This is a genomic window from Leptospira yasudae, from assembly GCF_003545925.1.
GTDB classification, from domain to species: Bacteria; Spirochaetota; Leptospiria; order Leptospirales; family Leptospiraceae; genus Leptospira; species Leptospira yasudae.
In genome coordinates this window covers 300,129-316,358 of sequence record NZ_QHCU01000005.1, presented here as the reverse complement: position 1 = coordinate 316,358, position 16,230 = coordinate 300,129, and the positions used below count along the sequence as shown (strand labels likewise).

At 45.8% G+C, this 16,230-nt stretch carries 13 protein-coding genes; 10 read left to right on the top strand and 3 right to left on the bottom strand.

What is annotated here, in order from left to right; all coding sequences use genetic code 11:
• Positions 1-320 precede the first annotated feature (320 nt).
• Positions 321-2,120, top strand: a complete 1,800-nt coding sequence (locus DLM76_RS15690; protein ID WP_158586393.1) for a VanW family protein — start codon at positions 321-323, stop codon at positions 2,118-2,120.
• Here the strand turns inward: DLM76_RS15690 and DLM76_RS15685 are convergent.
• Positions 2,108-2,437: a hypothetical protein gene (locus tag DLM76_RS15685; RefSeq protein ID WP_118956611.1), complete on the bottom strand. Its 330-nt coding sequence runs from the start codon at positions 2,435-2,437 to the stop codon at positions 2,108-2,110. The two genes, DLM76_RS15690 and DLM76_RS15685, sit on opposite strands and share 13 nt — an antisense overlap.
• A 40-nt stretch (positions 2,438-2,477) precedes the next feature.
• Here DLM76_RS15685 and DLM76_RS15680 point away from each other — a divergent pair, with 40 nt between their 5' ends.
• The 9 genes from DLM76_RS15680 (at position 2,478) to DLM76_RS15640 (ending at position 14,219) form a co-directional block, all read left to right on the top strand.
• Positions 2,478-4,064, top strand: coding sequence for a 2-isopropylmalate synthase (locus DLM76_RS15680; RefSeq protein WP_118965853.1), 1,587 nt, complete (start codon positions 2,478-2,480; stop codon positions 4,062-4,064).
• Positions 4,065-4,502: 438 nt separating this feature from the next.
• Positions 4,503-6,518: an oxidoreductase gene (locus DLM76_RS15675; RefSeq protein ID WP_118965772.1), complete on the top strand. Its 2,016-nt coding sequence runs from the start codon at positions 4,503-4,505 to the stop codon at positions 6,516-6,518.
• Positions 6,519-6,604: 86 nt separating this feature from the next.
• Positions 6,605-9,007 (top strand): SpoIIE family protein phosphatase, encoded by a 2,403-nt coding sequence (locus DLM76_RS15670; RefSeq protein ID WP_118965771.1) that lies wholly within the window; start codon positions 6,605-6,607, stop codon positions 9,005-9,007.
• Between the two features lie 251 nt (positions 9,008-9,258).
• Entirely contained in the window at positions 9,259-9,606 is a 348-nt protein-coding gene (locus tag DLM76_RS15665; protein ID WP_118956614.1) for an LIC14007 family protein, read from the top strand.
• A gap of 119 nt (positions 9,607-9,725) precedes the next feature.
• Positions 9,726-10,196, top strand: a complete 471-nt coding sequence (locus tag DLM76_RS15660) for an FKBP-type peptidyl-prolyl cis-trans isomerase (RefSeq protein WP_118956615.1) — start codon at positions 9,726-9,728, stop codon at positions 10,194-10,196.
• A 20-nt stretch (positions 10,197-10,216) separates the two neighbouring features.
• Positions 10,217-12,214 (top strand): ATP-dependent helicase, encoded by a 1,998-nt coding sequence (locus tag DLM76_RS15655; RefSeq protein WP_118965770.1) that lies wholly within the window; start codon positions 10,217-10,219, stop codon positions 12,212-12,214.
• A gap of 2 nt (positions 12,215-12,216) precedes the next feature.
• Complete coding sequence (locus DLM76_RS15650; RefSeq protein WP_118965769.1) at positions 12,217-12,969, top strand: SprT-like domain-containing protein; 753 nt, start codon at positions 12,217-12,219, stop codon at positions 12,967-12,969.
• A gap of 51 nt (positions 12,970-13,020) precedes the next feature.
• On the top strand, positions 13,021-13,218 hold the full coding sequence (locus tag DLM76_RS15645; protein ID WP_010574850.1) for a hypothetical protein: 198 nt from the start codon (positions 13,021-13,023) through the stop codon (positions 13,216-13,218).
• 83 nt (positions 13,219-13,301) lie between these two features.
• Complete coding sequence (locus tag DLM76_RS15640) at positions 13,302-14,219, top strand: ketopantoate reductase family protein (protein WP_118956618.1); 918 nt, start codon at positions 13,302-13,304, stop codon at positions 14,217-14,219.
• A 3-nt stretch (positions 14,220-14,222) separates the two neighbouring features.
• On the opposite strand, the gene DLM76_RS15635 is transcribed toward DLM76_RS15640, so the two are convergent.
• On the bottom strand, positions 14,223-15,416 hold the full coding sequence (locus DLM76_RS15635; protein WP_118956619.1) for a VWA containing CoxE family protein: 1,194 nt from the start codon (positions 15,414-15,416) through the stop codon (positions 14,223-14,225).
• 1 nt (position 15,417) lies between these two features.
• Positions 15,418-16,215: an AAA family ATPase gene (locus DLM76_RS15630; RefSeq protein ID WP_118965768.1), complete on the bottom strand. Its 798-nt coding sequence runs from the start codon at positions 16,213-16,215 to the stop codon at positions 15,418-15,420.
• Positions 16,216-16,230: the final 15 nt, after the last annotated feature.

The window sequence follows — 16,230 nt, the reverse complement described above, 5'->3', positions numbered from 1 at the left end:
ATTCGCTCATTTGAAAGAAAACCAAATTCGATTCTTCCAAGAATTCAAAACGAAACCATACTTCGAATCTTGAGCTTCCACCGAAAAACTTTGGGAAAACAAAATAGGTTTGGGTTCTAAGAAACTTCCGCGCGAATGGGAAATCGGAACTACATCGATGGAATGCCGCCTGTTTCTTGAGGAATAAGGCGTTCAGATCCATTGTTGAATTTTCGAAGAGAACAGGAAACAATTTTTTTACTGAAATGGGATCGCAGTCTAAGAGGCGAAAGGATTTTGAATCAAAGGATAAACTTCCGTTTGTTGAGGTAGACGCATCGATGCAGCGGACTGAAACACAACCTCCCATTAAAACGCGTGCGGACGAACTTCGATTCTCCTTTAAGGTATTGCTACTTCAAGGATATAGAGGATTCAAAAATATTCTCTTTCCGGTTCCTCTCTGGAAAAAAGACGAAGATAGACGATGGTCCATCGCTTCGATCCTCGCGATTTCGGAAACTCCTCTCTGGAATCCGGACGATACCGTGGAAAATAAGATATTGACCGCCGGAAAAATCGAGAATCTGCGAATCGCGGCAAGAAAGCTGAATGGCATCAAAGTTTCGGCCGGTCAAGTATTCAGTTTTTGGAAACAAATCGGAAACCCGAATTTCGGCAAAGGGTATGTTTTAGGAAGAGAGATTCGGGAAGGTTGTATCGTTCCAAGCGTCGCCGGCGGTATATGCCAGATTTCGAATGCACTGTACGACGTTGCGGTTCGATCCGGTTTCGAAATTTTGGAAAGACATCGACATTCTTCCGTAATTCCCGGATCGCTCGCCGAACAAAACCGGGATGCGACCGTAAAATGGAATTACGTCGATCTTCGATTTCGTTCTCCCGTGGATTTCCGGATCGAAATCGAATTCAACTCCGAAAGTATGATTGTCCGTTTTCGGACTCTTTCTCCGGTTCAAACGGAAACCGAAGAGCCTGCCGATTTCGTTCCGGAAACGTCAGAGAGTGTTTCAACCCGGAACTTCCAATCCTTAAACGACTGTTATTCGTGCGGAAGAATTTCTTGCAGCCAACACAGTTGGAACAATCGACCTACCGCCGACTTTACCGCTTGGATTCTCGATGAAGTCTGGCCCGAATTGGATGAATATGTACGAACCCAATGGAAACCGAAAGATTCGGTAATCGTCCCGATGAAAAACGGAACGCGATGGGGAACGAATCGGTTTAACTGGACGGTTCGAACCGCAAAAAACGTTCAGAGCTTATTTCTGCCGGCGCTCTGGAGAAGTTTCAAACTTCGTTACGGGAGCGGAAAACAAACGAATCGATTTCGCCTCAATTTGGAATTGGATCGACTTCTCGCGCAAGCCGCCGCAAAACGCATTCCCTACGAAGCTTCCCATATCGTTGTATCTCAAACTCTGTTACCCTTTCTCTGGGAAGCGGGAGTTTTTGCGGGAAGAACGTTTGACGTATTGATGACTCGACTTCCTTTCTTCCTATTGCACGAACGTTTGAATCAAGCGCATACGCGGTATCCGCAGAGTGAAACGTTAAACGATTTTCGCGCCCCCGCTTCCTGGATCGAATCCGAATACAGAGCTCTCAATTCCGCGCAGAGAATCCTGTCTCCTCATTCCGAAATTCTGGAATCCTTTCCCAATCAGGCTTTTGCTTTGAGCTGGGTTTTTCCGAAAACGCAAGAGAAACCTCGTACCGAAAAGAAAGGAATTCTTTTTCCCGGGTCCGCGTTAGGCAGAAAAGGCGCCTATGAAATGAAACGATTGGCGGAAGAACTCCATCTTTCCTTGTATGTTTTGGGAAACGCGATCGAACGGGACGGATTCTGGGAGAATGTATCGATTCGACCCTTTCAAAATTCATGGGAAGAAATCGGACTCGTCGTTTATCCGGCATACATTGAACACCAGCCGAGACAATTGTTGAAAGCGGCTTCGATGGGAATACCCGTCATCACAACGACCGCGTCCGGTTTGGCGGGTTATGAGGAAAAAGGAATCATCCTCGTTCCGATCGGCAATTACGATCGTTTAAAGCACGAAGTGCGGCTTACATTGAAAGCCGATTCGATGGAAGCGCTGCCTCAGTCGAAATAAAACCAAATTCGATTCTTCCAAGGATCCAAAACGGAAACATATTTCGGATCTTGAGCTTCGACCGAAAACCCTCGGGAAAGCAAAACGGGTTTGAGATCTTCCCATTCGTTCTTTTTAGAAACGACCGTTAAGGTTCCGGGACTCACCGGACAATTTTTGGATTCTTTGCTGAAGATCAAAATTCCCTTGGGGTCCCAGGAAACTTCCGCGTGGGAACGCGAATTCGAAAGAATCTTCCAGCCGAAGAGTTCGTTGTAAAGATTTGCGGAAACGGAACAGTCCGTGGATTGAAAATTGGATGCGTAAAATCGGATCATGGTTTTTTCAAATGAGCCGGGTCCTCAGAGAAGAATGCGGATTCTTCTTCGTTTAATTGGTTGTCTAAAGAGTAAAACCCAAAAAACTGGAAGAAGAATTTTTTGCGAGAATCACATGGCAACAGATCAGGAAGACTACGTTCGCATATTTGATACCACTCTGAGAGACGGGGAACAATGTCCCGGCGCGGCGATGACGGAAAACGAAAAGTTGGAGATCGCGGCTCAACTCGGAACGATGAAAGTCGATATCATTGAAGCCGGTTTTCCGGTTTCTTCTCCCGTTCAATTCCAGGCCGTGGAACGAATCGCAAGAGAAACCGAAGGACCGATCATCGCCGCACTCGCAAGGGCGATGAAAGCCGACATCGAAGCCGCTTCCAAAGCGCTTCAACCCGCAAAAAAAAGAAGAATTCATACCTTCATCGCTTCTTCACCGATCCACATGAAATACAAACTCGGAAAGGAACCCAAAGAGGTTCTGAAGATGGCCGTGGAAGCCGTGACCCTTTGCCGTCAATTCGTGGACGACGTGGAATTCTCCCCCGAAGACGCAACCCGAAGCGAACCGGAATTTTTGCGCGAACTCTGCGAGGCGGTGATCGCGGCGGGCGCCACAACGATCAATATTCCGGACACGGTCGGTTATACGACTCCCGCCGAATACGGAAGCCTTTTTAAATTCTTAATCACGAATGTGAGAGGATCGGAAAAAGCGATCTTCTCCGCGCATTGCCACAACGACTTAGGACTTGCGACCGCCAACTCATTGGCCGCCGTTCAAAACGGAGCGCGCCAGATCGAATGCACGATCAACGGAATCGGGGAAAGAGCCGGAAACACCGCGATGGAAGAAGTCGTTATGGCGATGAGAACTCGCAAAGACGCGCTCGGAATTCAAACGAGAATCAAAACCGAAGAGATTGCGCGCGCTTCGTATCTCGTTAAGACGATTACCGGAATGCTCGTTCAGCCGAACAAGGCGATCGTCGGCGCCAATGCGTTCGCGCACGAATCCGGAATTCACCAAGACGGCGTGATCAAACACCGAGAAACCTACGAAATCATGAAACCGGAAACGGTCGGTCTTTCTTCCAATCGAATGGTTCTGGGAAGACACAGCGGACGCGCCGGTTTTAAAGATCGAATCGTCAAACTCGGTTTTTCTCCGCAAGCCGAAGAACTCGAAGCCGCGTATCAAAGATTTTTGGAAATCGCGGACCGCAAAAAAGAAATCTATGACGAGGACATCCGTGCCCTCTTTTCCGACGAAACGAGAAAGTCAACGGGGGATCGTTTTCAACTCGAGGGATTTACCGTTTCCACCGGAACCAAAAGCACTCCGACGGCGGGCGTACGAATTCTTATCGACGGTCATGTACGAGAAGAATCCGCAACCGGTGACGGTCCGGTGGATGCGATTTACAAAGCGATTCAGAAAACAACCGGGATGGATCCGGAAGTTTCACGGCTCGTGATTTCTCCGGTGACGGAAGGACAAGACGCAATGGCGGAAGCTTCGGTTACGTTGGAATACAAAGGCGATCGCGTTGTGGGCAAAGGAAGTTCCACCGACATCATCGAGGCTTGTTCGAGGGCGTATATCTCGGCGCTGAATCGATTTTAGTTTTTTAGAATATTCCAAATTTTTTTAATCTTGGAGTCGGTTTAAGGCAACCCCTTTCGACTTGTTTTTAGGAAAAGTTTGCCGAGGAAGAATCCGAACATTCTGAAATTGTGGGAACTACCACAGGATTTCGTTACTCCATTTTATCCCCTATAAAAGGATGAGTTGTTCAGACGACGTAATCTGTGGGAACTGCTACTTTTTTCCAAAAACTCACCGAGGATTCGGAACCAGTTTGTCCAGTCTGATTCTCCCTACCGAACAAAGTTCAGCAAATAGTTTGATCCCAAAGTAGAATTCCTCTCAAAATTCGAGAACGATCTCCGTTGAACTTCTCCGTGCCGTCGATTGTAGCGATCCCTAAATAATTCTCTTGCCCGATTATCGAGCGGTTTTCAAGGTAGAATCGAGAGAATTCTCCAGAGAAAAAGGTACGTTATGAAATATTCTGAAATTTTTGAACCGATCCAACTCGGTTCCGTTACTCTTCCCAACCGAGTCATCATGGGTTCCATGCACTTGGGTTTGGAAGGAATGCCGATGACCGCGGAAAGAATGATCGCATTCTACGGAAGACGTTTCGACGGCGGCGCTTGTTTTATTACGACGGGAGGAATCTCCGTCAATCACGAAGGAAAAGGATCGAACATCTTCTTTAACTTTCAAAAGGAAGAAGACTGCAAAGAATTATCGATCGTCGCAAACGCGCTCAAACCCAAAGGAATTTTCTGCGCGCAGCTCTTTCACGCGGGACGTTATGCGTATCACAGAGAACTCGTAGCTCCTTCCGCACTGCGCGCTCCGATCAACCGTTTTATCCCCAAGGCTTTGTCGGAAGAAGAAGCTTGGAGAACGATCGAAGAGTTCGGAGACTCCGCCCTCAAAGCCAGAGAAGTCGGTTTCGGCGCCGTTGAAATTATGGGAAGCGAGGGTTATCTCGTGAACCAATTCTTTTCCGGAGTCACCAATCAAAGAGAAGACTTTTTCGGAGGAACTCCCGAAAAACGAATGAACTTCGCGATCGAAGTCATGAAGAACGTTCGAAAAAAAGTCGGGAAGGATTTTCCGGTCGTATATCGTATGTCCGGGATCGATTTGATTCCAGGCAATCCTACTTTTGAAGAAGTCGTCACCCTCGCCGAACGTTTGAAAGAAGAAGGAGCCGACGCGCTCAACATCGGAATCGGCTGGCACGAATCCAGAATTCCTACGATCTCCATGCTCGTTCCGCGCGGCGCTTGGGCGAAAATTTCCGGCAAAATCAAAGCCCGCGTCAAAGACATTCCGATCATCGCTTCCAATCGCGTGAATATGCCCGAAACCATGTCTCGCATTTTGAAAGAACACGAAGCGGATATTTTGAGTATGGCGAGGCCGTTTTTAGCCGACCCGGACATTCTGAACAAGATCAAAGCCGATCAGGAAGAAAGAATCAACACTTGCATCGCGTGCAATCAAGCTTGTTTGGATCATACGTTCAAAGAACAGATGGTTTCCTGTTTGGTAAACCCTTCCGCCAACCGAGAACTGGAACTAAGCAAACTTAAAAACGCGGATAAGAAGCACGTCGTCGTTGTCGGCTCCGGTCCGGGAGGACTCGAATCCGCAAGAATCAGCGCGATCCGAGGTCATAAGGTCACCGTTCTCGAAGCGACTGACAAGATCGGAGGACAACTCAATCTTGCGGCGCAAATCCCGGGAAAATCGGAATTCTTTGAAACGATCCGCTATTTCAAAAACGAACTGAAAAACCTCGGCGTTGATATCCAATTCGGTCATCAAGCCACGTTAGACAGCATTCTTTCCTTAAAACCCGACGCGGTGATCTTTGCGACCGGAGTCAAGCCGAGAGAATTCACGTTACCCGGAATCGAAAAAAAGAAAACCGCTTCCTATGCGGATTATCTTTCCGGCAAGTTTCAACCGGGCAAAAACGAAAAAATCGCCATCATCGGCGGCGGAGGAATCGGCTGCGACGTAGCGCACAAACTCACGGAAGAAGAAGCTCCTACGATCGATTCTTACTTTCACCGATACAACGTTCCTTCTTATACGAAAGCGCAGATCCAACCGGAAAAACCGGAACGCAAAGTTTCCATCTTCCGCAGATCCGGCAAGATCGGATCGGGACTCGGAGCGACCACGGCTTGGGCCTTGTTGCAGGAACTGGAATCCAAAGAAGTCGGATTTTACACTTCCTTAAACTACAAAGAAGTCACCGACAAAGGGCTCGTCGTCGAAACGAAAAAAGACGGTCCGTTAACGATCGAATGCGATTCCATCATTCTTTGTGCGGGACAACTCAGCGAGGTTTCCCTCTATGAAGAATTCAAAGCGAAATCTCCCGGAATTCCTTCGTATTTGATCGGAGGAGCCAAAGACGCTTCCGGAATCGACGCGAAACGCGCGATGCTCGAAGGCTTTGAAGCCGCGATCGCAATCGGAGTGAACTAAAAAACATTCCGGTTTTTTAAACTTTTTTCACAAACAAGATTCTCTTTCGAACGGTGCGGGAACCGTAGCGAACGAAGGAGAATCCCTTGTTCGCAAAATTTCTTGGTTCCGTTTTATTTTTCCTCGTAACAACCTGTCTCCCCGATTTGCAGCCCGCGTCTCGAGAGGAGAATTTTCAAGACCTTTCCGATGATTGGGAAATTCAGACCGGTCAAAACGTTTGGAAACCGGTCCGTGTCCCCTCCAACCTCAAAGAATTTGTCGATGCGGATTTCCGGAAGTTTACGGATGCGGATTTTCACGATACAAATTCCCGCGATCCTCAAGGTCGGATCGGCGCAACACCGATCCTTCTTCGAAAACGGTTCTCTCTGGAGAAATCTTTCGACGGTTCCTTAAGTCTTTCTTTGGGAAAAATATCGGACCGCGCGACGGTTCGTTGGAACGGGGAGGAACTTAGGGAGGAATTATTTTCCGAATACCAAACCTCCGTACCGCAAGGATACGATCGAACTCGGATCTACGCCATTCCCGAGACGAACAGATTCAAAAACAATGAAATACTCGTTACGATCCGACCTTACTTCGATTACGAATTCGGAATTCTTTCGGGACCGATCGGAATCGGAACGCCCTCTGCGATTTGGAAACGTTTCTTTTTAGGAGAATTCACCGGACTCATCGTATTCGGTTCGTTTTCCTTGATCGGAAGTTTCTTTTTATTTCTTTCCCTCCGCGAAAAAAAGGGAGAAGAGAATTTTTACTTCGGTTTGTTTTTGATCTTCTTTGCACTTTTCCAAATCTCCCTTTCCGAGCTAAAGTATCTGACCGGATTCAAGATTTTGAATTTAAAGAAACTGGAATATTCTTGTCTTGCGTTTTTGTTTCCTCTTTTTTGCCGATTTCTCAATTCTCTCCTGCGGAAAGCGAAAACAAAACTTCATTTTTACCTCGAGGTCTTGACGATCCCGATCCTGATTGCGATGGGAGCCGCGGAAACCGTTCTTCTCTTGGATCAAATCAATCGGTACGCGCTTCAGGTTTCCTGGATCGGTTTTGTATTCGTTGCGCTGCGCATTTTGATTCCGAATTTAAAACGAAGTTTCGAATCGAAGATCATCCTTTCCGGAATCCTATTTCTGCTTTTTTGCGTGGGAATCGACATTCTTGCCCAAAGAGGTTTATTCAAAATGTTTCGTCTTTCCGGAATCGGTGTCTGCGGTTTCTTGGGGTTTCTGACGCTGATTCTCGCCAATAAATTCGTGCGAATGAAGGAAAAGTTGAAATCCTGGAATCGAGTTTTAGAAACTGCGATTCGAAATCGCACCCAAAAACTTTCTTCGAGTTTGGAGGAGATTCGTTCTCTCAAGGAACAACAGGACGGGGATTATTTTCTAATCACTCTCCTGTTCCAACCCTTCCTTTCCAAAAATCTCAAAACATCGCAAGCACAGATCGACATTCATCGAAAGCAATTCAAGAGTTTTCAATTTAAGAATCGGACCTACGAACTCGGCGGTGACGTGGTTCTCAGCGAAACGGTTTCTATTTCGGGAATTTCCTATCAAGCTCTGATCAACGCAGACGCGATGGGTAAATCCCTGCAAGGAGCGAGCGGCGCTCTGGTCTTCTGTTCCATCGTAAAAAGTTTTCTGCAAACCCAGGACTATGAGTTTCGCAGTCCGGAGAATTGGCTCTTTCTCTTGTATCGAAATCTTCAGGCCGTATTCGAATCCTTCGACGGAAGCATGCTCGTTTCGGGAATTCTTTCCTTGTATCGAATGGAAACGGGAGATCTATTTTTTCTCAACTGCGAACATCCGCCGATCATTCTGGTTCGAAACGGAAAACCGAGTTATCTGCACGAAGACGCGGTGTTACGAAAAATCGGATTTCCCGATCCGGATTCCAAAGTCACGGTGGAACATTTCCGTCTGCAAACGGGGGATGTTGTTTTGTACGGTTCGGATGGAAGAGAAGATCTGTATTTTCCGAATTCGTTCGATTCCTCACGCAAACAAAAAGTCTCCTCTCCCGATGTTTTCTTTGATTTGGTTCAAACTGGAATTCCGGATCTCGCTGAATTGGAATCGAAGATCGTTCAAAAGGCGGAACTTTCCGATGACCTCAGCTTCCTGAAGATTCAAACCGGAGCCGAAACGTTTCTGGGAAAGAACCGCTCACAGAGCCGGTCTTTTTTACAAGAGGGATACCGATTTTATAAAAAGGGAGAATTCCAAAAAGCCTGCCTTCACGTCGCACGGGCTTCGATTCTCGATCCATCGGATTTGAAATTGGCCCGTCTGGTTTTGGTTTTAGCAAAGAAATCGCAAAGTTTCAAACTCTTCCGTTTCTTTTCAGAGAAGGTTTTGCTTCGAACAACAGGACAAGGCCTCGCAAAAGATTCCAGACTCTTGGCCTCTTCGTTTCGATCCGAGTCCTCTTCTTTTCCTCAAACCGGCTCAAAAACGGTAAAAAACGTCAGCTAAGCGGAACATAAAAAGAATTTATTGTTGAATTTGTTTCAGAAAAAAGGTATTAGTCATAAAATATTCATTCTTTAGCGAAGATTCGGGCACTTTGCGTCAAAGAATGGGACCGGAATGTCAGTCTCCTAAATCTTTCTTCCGGGTCACTTTCAATGCCAGCTCGGTTTGCTGGGATAGAATCCGAATCCATTTCGAACCGTTCGACAGGGTTTGGATTCATCCCGGAATTTTAGCCTTTGGGATATAGGAAGATGAAGATCTATTCGGGTGTTATCAGTTCCACTAAATTGGATCAACCACCGATGTTCGTTACGAAAAACGGACTGAAAAAAAGAATGCCGATCCAAGAACCACAAAAAGTTTTAGAAACGTCTCTCGCGTATAGTTTGGAGAAAAGCGTATTACTCATTTCTTATAATTTGCTCTTAGATCATACCGGAGATATCAAACTTGCGGAGAGCAGTTATCTTCAATTCTCCGCGCGGTTTCATGAAACGTTCACGCAGGAATCTTGGTTCTTTTTATCCAATCGAATCGAAACTTTCCTCAGAGAATACGAACAAGCAAAGCTCGATTTTCACTACGATTCCAAATTCTAAATTAAAATTCTGATTGAGTTAAACCGCGCTGAAAATACGCTGAAATGTACCTAGATTCCGGTATTTTTCCCTAACCGATTCCTGCCAGAATTTTGAATTTATCCTATTTGGAGTTATCCATGAAAACTAGAGTGATTACTTTCCATTACACCCTTCATGATACGGAAGGGAATTTAATCGATTCTTCCGAAGGCAAATCGCCTCTTTCCTATCTGGAAGGTGTCGGACATATCATTTCCGGTCTGGAAGAAGAGATGAAAAAGATGTCTACCGGAGAAAAGAAAAAGATCAACGTCTCCGCCGAGAAAGCATACGGTCTCAAAGACCCCGACCTTATTTTTGACGTTCCAAGAACCCAGTTCCCTCCCAACGAGGATCTGCAAGTGGGAATGATGTTTCAAACCGACGAACCCGATAAAGTTTTTACGATCACCGAACTTCAGGAAGAATCCGTCATCGTGGACGGAAATCATCCTCTCGCGGGAATCAACTTGGTTTTCGACGTGGAACTCACCGGAATCCGCGAAGCGACCGACGAAGAGATCTCCCACGGACACGTTCATGGAGAAGGTGGGCATCACCATCACTGAGAGTCGATTCCGATTCATTCATGTCCTGGAAGGAAGAATTAAACCCAGCTCAATTGGAAGCGGTCCTCACCCAGGATGGACCGGTGCTTGTGTTGGCGGGCGCCGGTACCGGTAAAACAAAAACCATCATCAGCCGACTCGCTCAGTTGGTATCTTCGGGAATCCCCGCCTCTTCCATTCTTCTTTTAACCTTTACCCGCAAAGCCGCCCGAGAGATGATCCTGCGCGCTTCTTCGTTGGGAGACGCACGCTGTGCGGACGTGCAAGGCGGAACCTTTCATTCGTTTTGCAGCGGTGTTTTGAGAAGATTCGCTCCCGTTCTGGATCTATCCTCTGGATTTACCATTCTGGACGACGCGGATTCTTTGGATGTGTTTCAGTTCTTAAGAAACGAGAAGGATTTCGGAAAAACGAAAACCCGCTTTCCCTCGAATGAAACGTTAGTTGCCATTCACAGCGAAATCCAAAATACGGGCCGATCTCTGCAAGCTATATTGGAAAAAGATTATCCGATTTTTAATCAGAGAATCCGGGACGTCGCGCAGATTTTCGAAGATTATAAAGCTTACAAAAAAGAACGCTCGCTCTTGGATTACGACGACCTGCTCTACTTTACGAGAGATCTTCTCGCCAATCATCCCGGTGTTCGCACCGCTCTTTCCGAAAAATACAGATTCGTCATGGTGGACGAGTTTCAAGACACGAACAAAATCCAAGCGCATATCGCCTGCTTGCTTGCATCCGAACATTCCAATTTGATGGTGGTCGGAGACGACGCGCAGTGCATCTATACGTTTCGCGGCGCATCCGTTCGGGGGATTTTAGATTTTCCTAAAATATTTCCGAACACAAAAACGATTTTTCTCGAAAAGAATTATAGAAGCACTCCCGCAATTCTCAATCTTGCCAATTGCGTTTTGGAAAATTTCGCCGAAAAATACGATAAATATCTTTTTACGGAAAACGAAAACGGACCGAAACCGTCCGTTCTACAATTTACGGACGAGCTGGAAGAAGCGGAAGGAATCGCCGACATTCTCCTGCAAAAAAAAGAGGAAGGAATTCCTTTTAAACGAATGTGCGTTCTTTTTCGAGCGAGTTGGAATTCAAGCCAACTCGAACTTGTATTAGCAAAACGAAATATTCCGTTCGTAAAATTCGGCGGAAGAAAATTCATCGAAACGGCTCATATCAAGGATCTTCTTTCCTTTTTGAAACTTTTGATCAATCCCTTGGACTCCGTTTCCTGGATTCGGGTTTTAAAACTGATTCCGGGAATCGGTACGGCAAGATCCAATGAGATTCTGGAAAAAATCCGAAAGACATCCGGTTCTTTCGAGGTCCTTTCGGAAGAAACGGGTTCCGCGATCGCGAAATATCTTTCCCCCTTGTATCATCTCTATCAAAAACACAAGGAAACGAATTCGGAAGTCAAGAACGTGGCAGCCGATTTTATCGACTTCTACCGTGTCCTTTTGGAAAAGAATTACGACGATTCCAAACGAAGATCAGAGGATCTGGACGCAGTTCTTGGCTTTTCTCTTAAGTATGTTTCATTGAGCGATTTTTTGTCTGACTTAACGATGGATCACGCTTCTTTGAGTTTGGATAAAATCAAACCGGACAATGCGGAATCGGATCTGCTCAATCTTTCCACCGTTCATTCCGCGAAAGGACTAGAATTTGATCTTGTTTTCGTTTTGAATTCTACCGAAGGAGTCTTTCCATCGAGTAAAAACAACGATACGGAAGAAGAACGGAGACTTTTTTATGTGGCGATCACCCGCGCGAGAAAAGAACTCTATTTGACCAGACCTTCCCTGGCTCAATCCAGATCGGGTCCGTATTACACGAAACTTTCCCGCTTCTTAAGCGAAATTCCTTCTCCCGAAAAAGTATATGATCTGAAACTGATGCAGGGAAAATCCGCAGCGAAGAATTCTCCCGCGATTCCCTCTTCTTCCGTTGCAAAAGAGAACGATTCCTTTTCGAGAATTCAGGATTACTTCGGAAGTTAAACATGGTTTTCGCATTCGAAACGCGCGGACGAACCACCGAAGAATCTTCGGTTTTAGAACTTCTTCGTAAAAGGACGTTCCATTTTTTGAAAGTTCCCGGAGGAAAAATCTTAGAAGGAAAACGAATCGCCGTAAAATTCTATCCCTACGCAAATCTAGGAAGTTCGATCCGAATTTCCGCGGGAAAATTAGAATTCAAAATTCATTCTTCCTATTTGAGCGCGGACTCGGGGGATCTGGAAGCGGTAGTCGATTTATTACTTTATAAATTACTCAAGCAATCGATTCCCCAGGAATTGGACGAACGCATTCGGCGGTTCTATGAAACACAATCCGAAACGAAACGGCAAAAAAATAAAAACCGAAAACGAATCGAACGGTCGTCGATCGCAAACGAAGGTTTGCGGGAAATTATGGATCGCCTCAATGATACCTATTTGCGAATCGATTTGAACGATCTGGAAATCTTTTGGAGCAAATCCGTTTCCAAAACAAGACTCGGACATTTCGATCCGGCGCATCGGATGATCGTCATCAATCCGATTCTCTCTCGAGAAATCGTTCCTGCATTCGTATTGGAATACATCGTCTTTCACGAACTTCTTCACGTGGTTTTTCCGGTCACCCGCAAAAACGGAAAAAACGTGATTCACGGAAGGGATTTTAAGACGTTTGAAAGAAAATTTCCGGATTACAAACGAGCGAACTCTTGGCTAAAATCCAAATTCTATCAAAACATGATTTTACGTACTTGAATTCTTTCCGTTTTTCTGCTTTCTTAAATTCGAAAAAAAAAGAGGTGAACGATGCATCCGAAAGTGTTTGAAACCCTTTACATCCGTAAGAACTATGTGGACGACGAACTGCGAAATCACTTAAAAGAAATGCAAAGTCTGAATTACCGTTCTCTCGGTGAATACGATCGCGGAGTGTATGACGGATATGTCCAGGCGATCACGGAAATTTTAAAAAAGATCGAGCGGAAATTTTCTCAGGCGGGATAAGAATCTGTCCCAAAAAAATAGGAGAGATTCTTGCAGCTAAACCTTTTTAATGAAATGAAATTATGTTTTGGGACGGGCCGTAAGTGGATCGGATTTTAGTCTTAGGCGCCGGAGCCATCGCCGGTTTGTATGCGGGAAAACTCGCACAAGCGGGTTGTAAGATCGATTTTTGGGTAAGAAGCAATGCTTCCCATCTGCAAGAGAAGGGTTTTACGGTTCAGAGTATTCCCTGGGGAAATTTCACGTATAAGCCGAACCGGGTTTTAGAAAGAATTTCGCCCTATGATCTTGAACAATACGATCTGGTCATCAATTGTTTGAAGTGTTTACCCGAGATTCGACTGGAAACGATTTTAGGAAAAACGATTCCGGAACGTCTTCCGATTCTGCTTTTGCAAAATGGGATCGGCATCGAAGATCCGGTCGAAATTCTTTATCCAAACAATGAAATTCTCAGCGGCTTAGCCTTTGTCTGCGCGAATCGTTTGGAGGAGGGAAACGTTCTTCATCTCGATTACGGGGAATTGGTGATCGGTTCCTGGAATCGAAGCAATTCTTCTACTTCGCATGCGATTGTCGAACTTTTCTCCAAGGTAGGCGTTCCGGCTAACGCGACGGAAACGATCCGTCAGGCCCGTTGGAAAAAGTTGATGTGGAACGCGCCTTTCAATCCGATCAGCGTTCTTTCCGGAGGAAAAAATACTTCCGAAATTCTCGCACAACCTTTCGGTCGAAAACTCGTGATTGAGATCATGAAGGAAGTGCAGAAGCTTTCCGAAGCCGACGGAGCAACGGTTCCGATGGAACAGATTTCGACCTTTATTCAAATGACCGAAGCGATGAAACCTTATAAAACGAGCATGCTTTTGGATTTCGAAGCGGGAAGACCGATGGAGCTGGACGCCATCCTCGGAAACGCGATCCGAATCGGCGAGAAATACGGATTAGAAATTCCTCATATTCATACGCTGTATTCGCTTTTGAAACTGAAGAGCGTTTAGAGTTTACAACGCATTCAACAACTTCTTGATTCCCTTTTCCAAACCGTCCAGGGAAAGAAAATACATCGGTATCTGTTTTCCGATTTCGTGAATGGTGGGAGCGTCCCAATATTTCATCGGTTCCGGGTTGAGCCAGATCGAATCCCGGAAATGTCTTCGGATTCTTTTTAAGGAATCCAAACCGGATTCCGGATTTTCGGGAAGCCGAAAGTCCATTCGAAAACGGCTGTGATAGTATCCGTACGTGGAATCCAACAGTTCATACGGGGCCATATACGCGTCTCCGATCAGAATCAGCTTCGTATCGTCGCTGTGTTTTTTAAAGATTCTTTGAAGAGAAATCGGGGTTCTCATATTCGCTTTCGGATACACCGCGTCGTAGATGATGTTGTGAAAGTAATAGTAGTGGAATTCCTTGAAGTGATTGATCTGATGACTCGCAGAAAAGAGTTTGTTGACCCGTTCCGCGTGAGAAGTCATACTTCCTCCCGTATCCATCAGAAGCAGAACCTTAAGTCCGTTTTTGCGAGAACGCTCGAATTCTATCTGAATATCTCCCGCGTTTCTGCAGGTGGAGTCGATCGTTTTCGGAAGATGGAATTCGGAAACCCCTTCCTTTCTTAAATTGCGAAGTTTTTTAAGCGCTGTTTTGATCTGACGCACATCCAACTGCTCGTCGGTTCTATATTCTTTATAACGTCTTTCTAATGCTTGAAACACTGCGGAACGGTTCCCGGCTTCTCCTCCGACTCGAACTCCTTCCGGATTTTTCCCTCCGTGACCGAACGGAGACGATCCTCCTGTTCCGACCCATTTGCTTCCTCCGTGATGCTCCCCTTTTTGTTCATCGAGCCTTTTTTTGAGTTCGTCCAAAAGCTGATCGGGAGGAATCAAGGAAGGTGGAAGTTTATTCGGATTATCGAAAATCCGATTGAGCCATTCCAGAAGCTCCTCTTTGAATTCGGGCTTGAGAGCGCCCTTTTCCCCGAAGATTTCCGAGAACACGAGATCGAACGCGTCGAAGTATTTGATGTCCTTTACCATACAGGCTCTGGAAAAACGGTATAACTCGTTCAGGTCGATCCACGCTTTTTGATGCGTGGTGTAATGATCCACGACTTTCAAAAAATCCAGAAATTCTCCCGTGGTTACCGGAACTCCTTCGCTTTTCAGTCTGTAAAAGAAAGGGATAAACATCTCAGTTTCTGAATAATCTCAGATCCTCCTCGTTTTTGATCAATGCGCCTAGGAAAGGAATTCGTACTTCTTCCTTGAGGACCGCGCCTTGATGCACCAAAATCTGAATCCAATCGAGTAGTTCGCTGGTTCCCGGTTTTTTCTTGAGATCGTCCATTCTCCGTATCAGATAGAACATCTCCAAGGCCTTGATGAGAAGCGTATGACCCACACCCGGATAATGTGAAAGAATGATCTTTTTCATGAACTCCGGATCGGGAAATTCTATATAATGAAAAATGCATCTTCTTAAAAAGGCCGCCGGCAATTCCTTTTCGTTGTTGGACGTGATGATGGTAAGAGGTCTGTGTTTTGCTTGGATTCGTTTTGAAATTTCGGGAATAAAAAATTCCATACGATCGAGTTCCAAAAGAAGGTCGTTCGGAAATTCGATGTCCGCTTTGTCGATTTCGTCGATGAGAACGATCGATTTTTGATCGAGCGCAAAGGCCTCTCCGAGAGCGCCGAGTCGAATGTAGTTCTCGATATTCTTCACCTTTGCGGAATCTTCCGAAAACCGGGAATCGTTCAGACGCGAAACCGCATCGTAAAAATACAATCCTTCCTTTGCTTGTGTGATGGATTTGATATGCCAGGTGTATAACGGAAGTTTTCTCTGATCCGCAAGGTATTCCGCTAAGAGGGATTTTCCGGTTCCGGGTTCGCCTTTTAAAAGCAAAGGACGGGAAGTGACTTCGGCGAGAAGAATCGCTTCTTCCAAGGCCGGAGATAAAAGATACGTTTCTGTCGATGGTTTCATGAAAAGTCTCTGATT

Bases quoted from the DNA above. Each gene is read 5' to 3' on its own strand.
- DLM76_RS15630 (WP_118965768.1), bottom strand. From the start codon at position 16,215: ATGAAACCATCGACAGAAACGTATCTTTTATCTCCGGCCTTGGAAGAA.
- DLM76_RS15650 (WP_118965769.1), top strand. From the start codon at position 12,217: ATGGTTTTCGCATTCGAAACGCGCGGACGAACCACCGAAGAATCTTCG.
- DLM76_RS15635 (WP_118956619.1), bottom strand. From the start codon at position 15,416: ATGTTTATCCCTTTCTTTTACAGACTGAAAAGCGAAGGAGTTCCGGTA.
- DLM76_RS15690 (WP_158586393.1), top strand. From the start codon at position 321: ATGCAGCGGACTGAAACACAACCTCCCATTAAAACGCGTGCGGACGAA.
- DLM76_RS15685 (WP_118956611.1), bottom strand. From the start codon at position 2,437: ATGATCCGATTTTACGCATCCAATTTTCAATCCACGGACTGTTCCGTT.
- DLM76_RS15660 (WP_118956615.1), top strand. From the start codon at position 9,726: ATGAAAACTAGAGTGATTACTTTCCATTACACCCTTCATGATACGGAA.
- DLM76_RS15645 (WP_010574850.1), top strand. From the start codon at position 13,021: ATGCATCCGAAAGTGTTTGAAACCCTTTACATCCGTAAGAACTATGTG.
- DLM76_RS15665 (WP_118956614.1), top strand. From the start codon at position 9,259: ATGAAGATCTATTCGGGTGTTATCAGTTCCACTAAATTGGATCAACCA.
- DLM76_RS15675 (WP_118965772.1), top strand. From the start codon at position 4,503: ATGAAATATTCTGAAATTTTTGAACCGATCCAACTCGGTTCCGTTACT.
- DLM76_RS15655 (WP_118965770.1), top strand. From the start codon at position 10,217: ATGTCCTGGAAGGAAGAATTAAACCCAGCTCAATTGGAAGCGGTCCTC.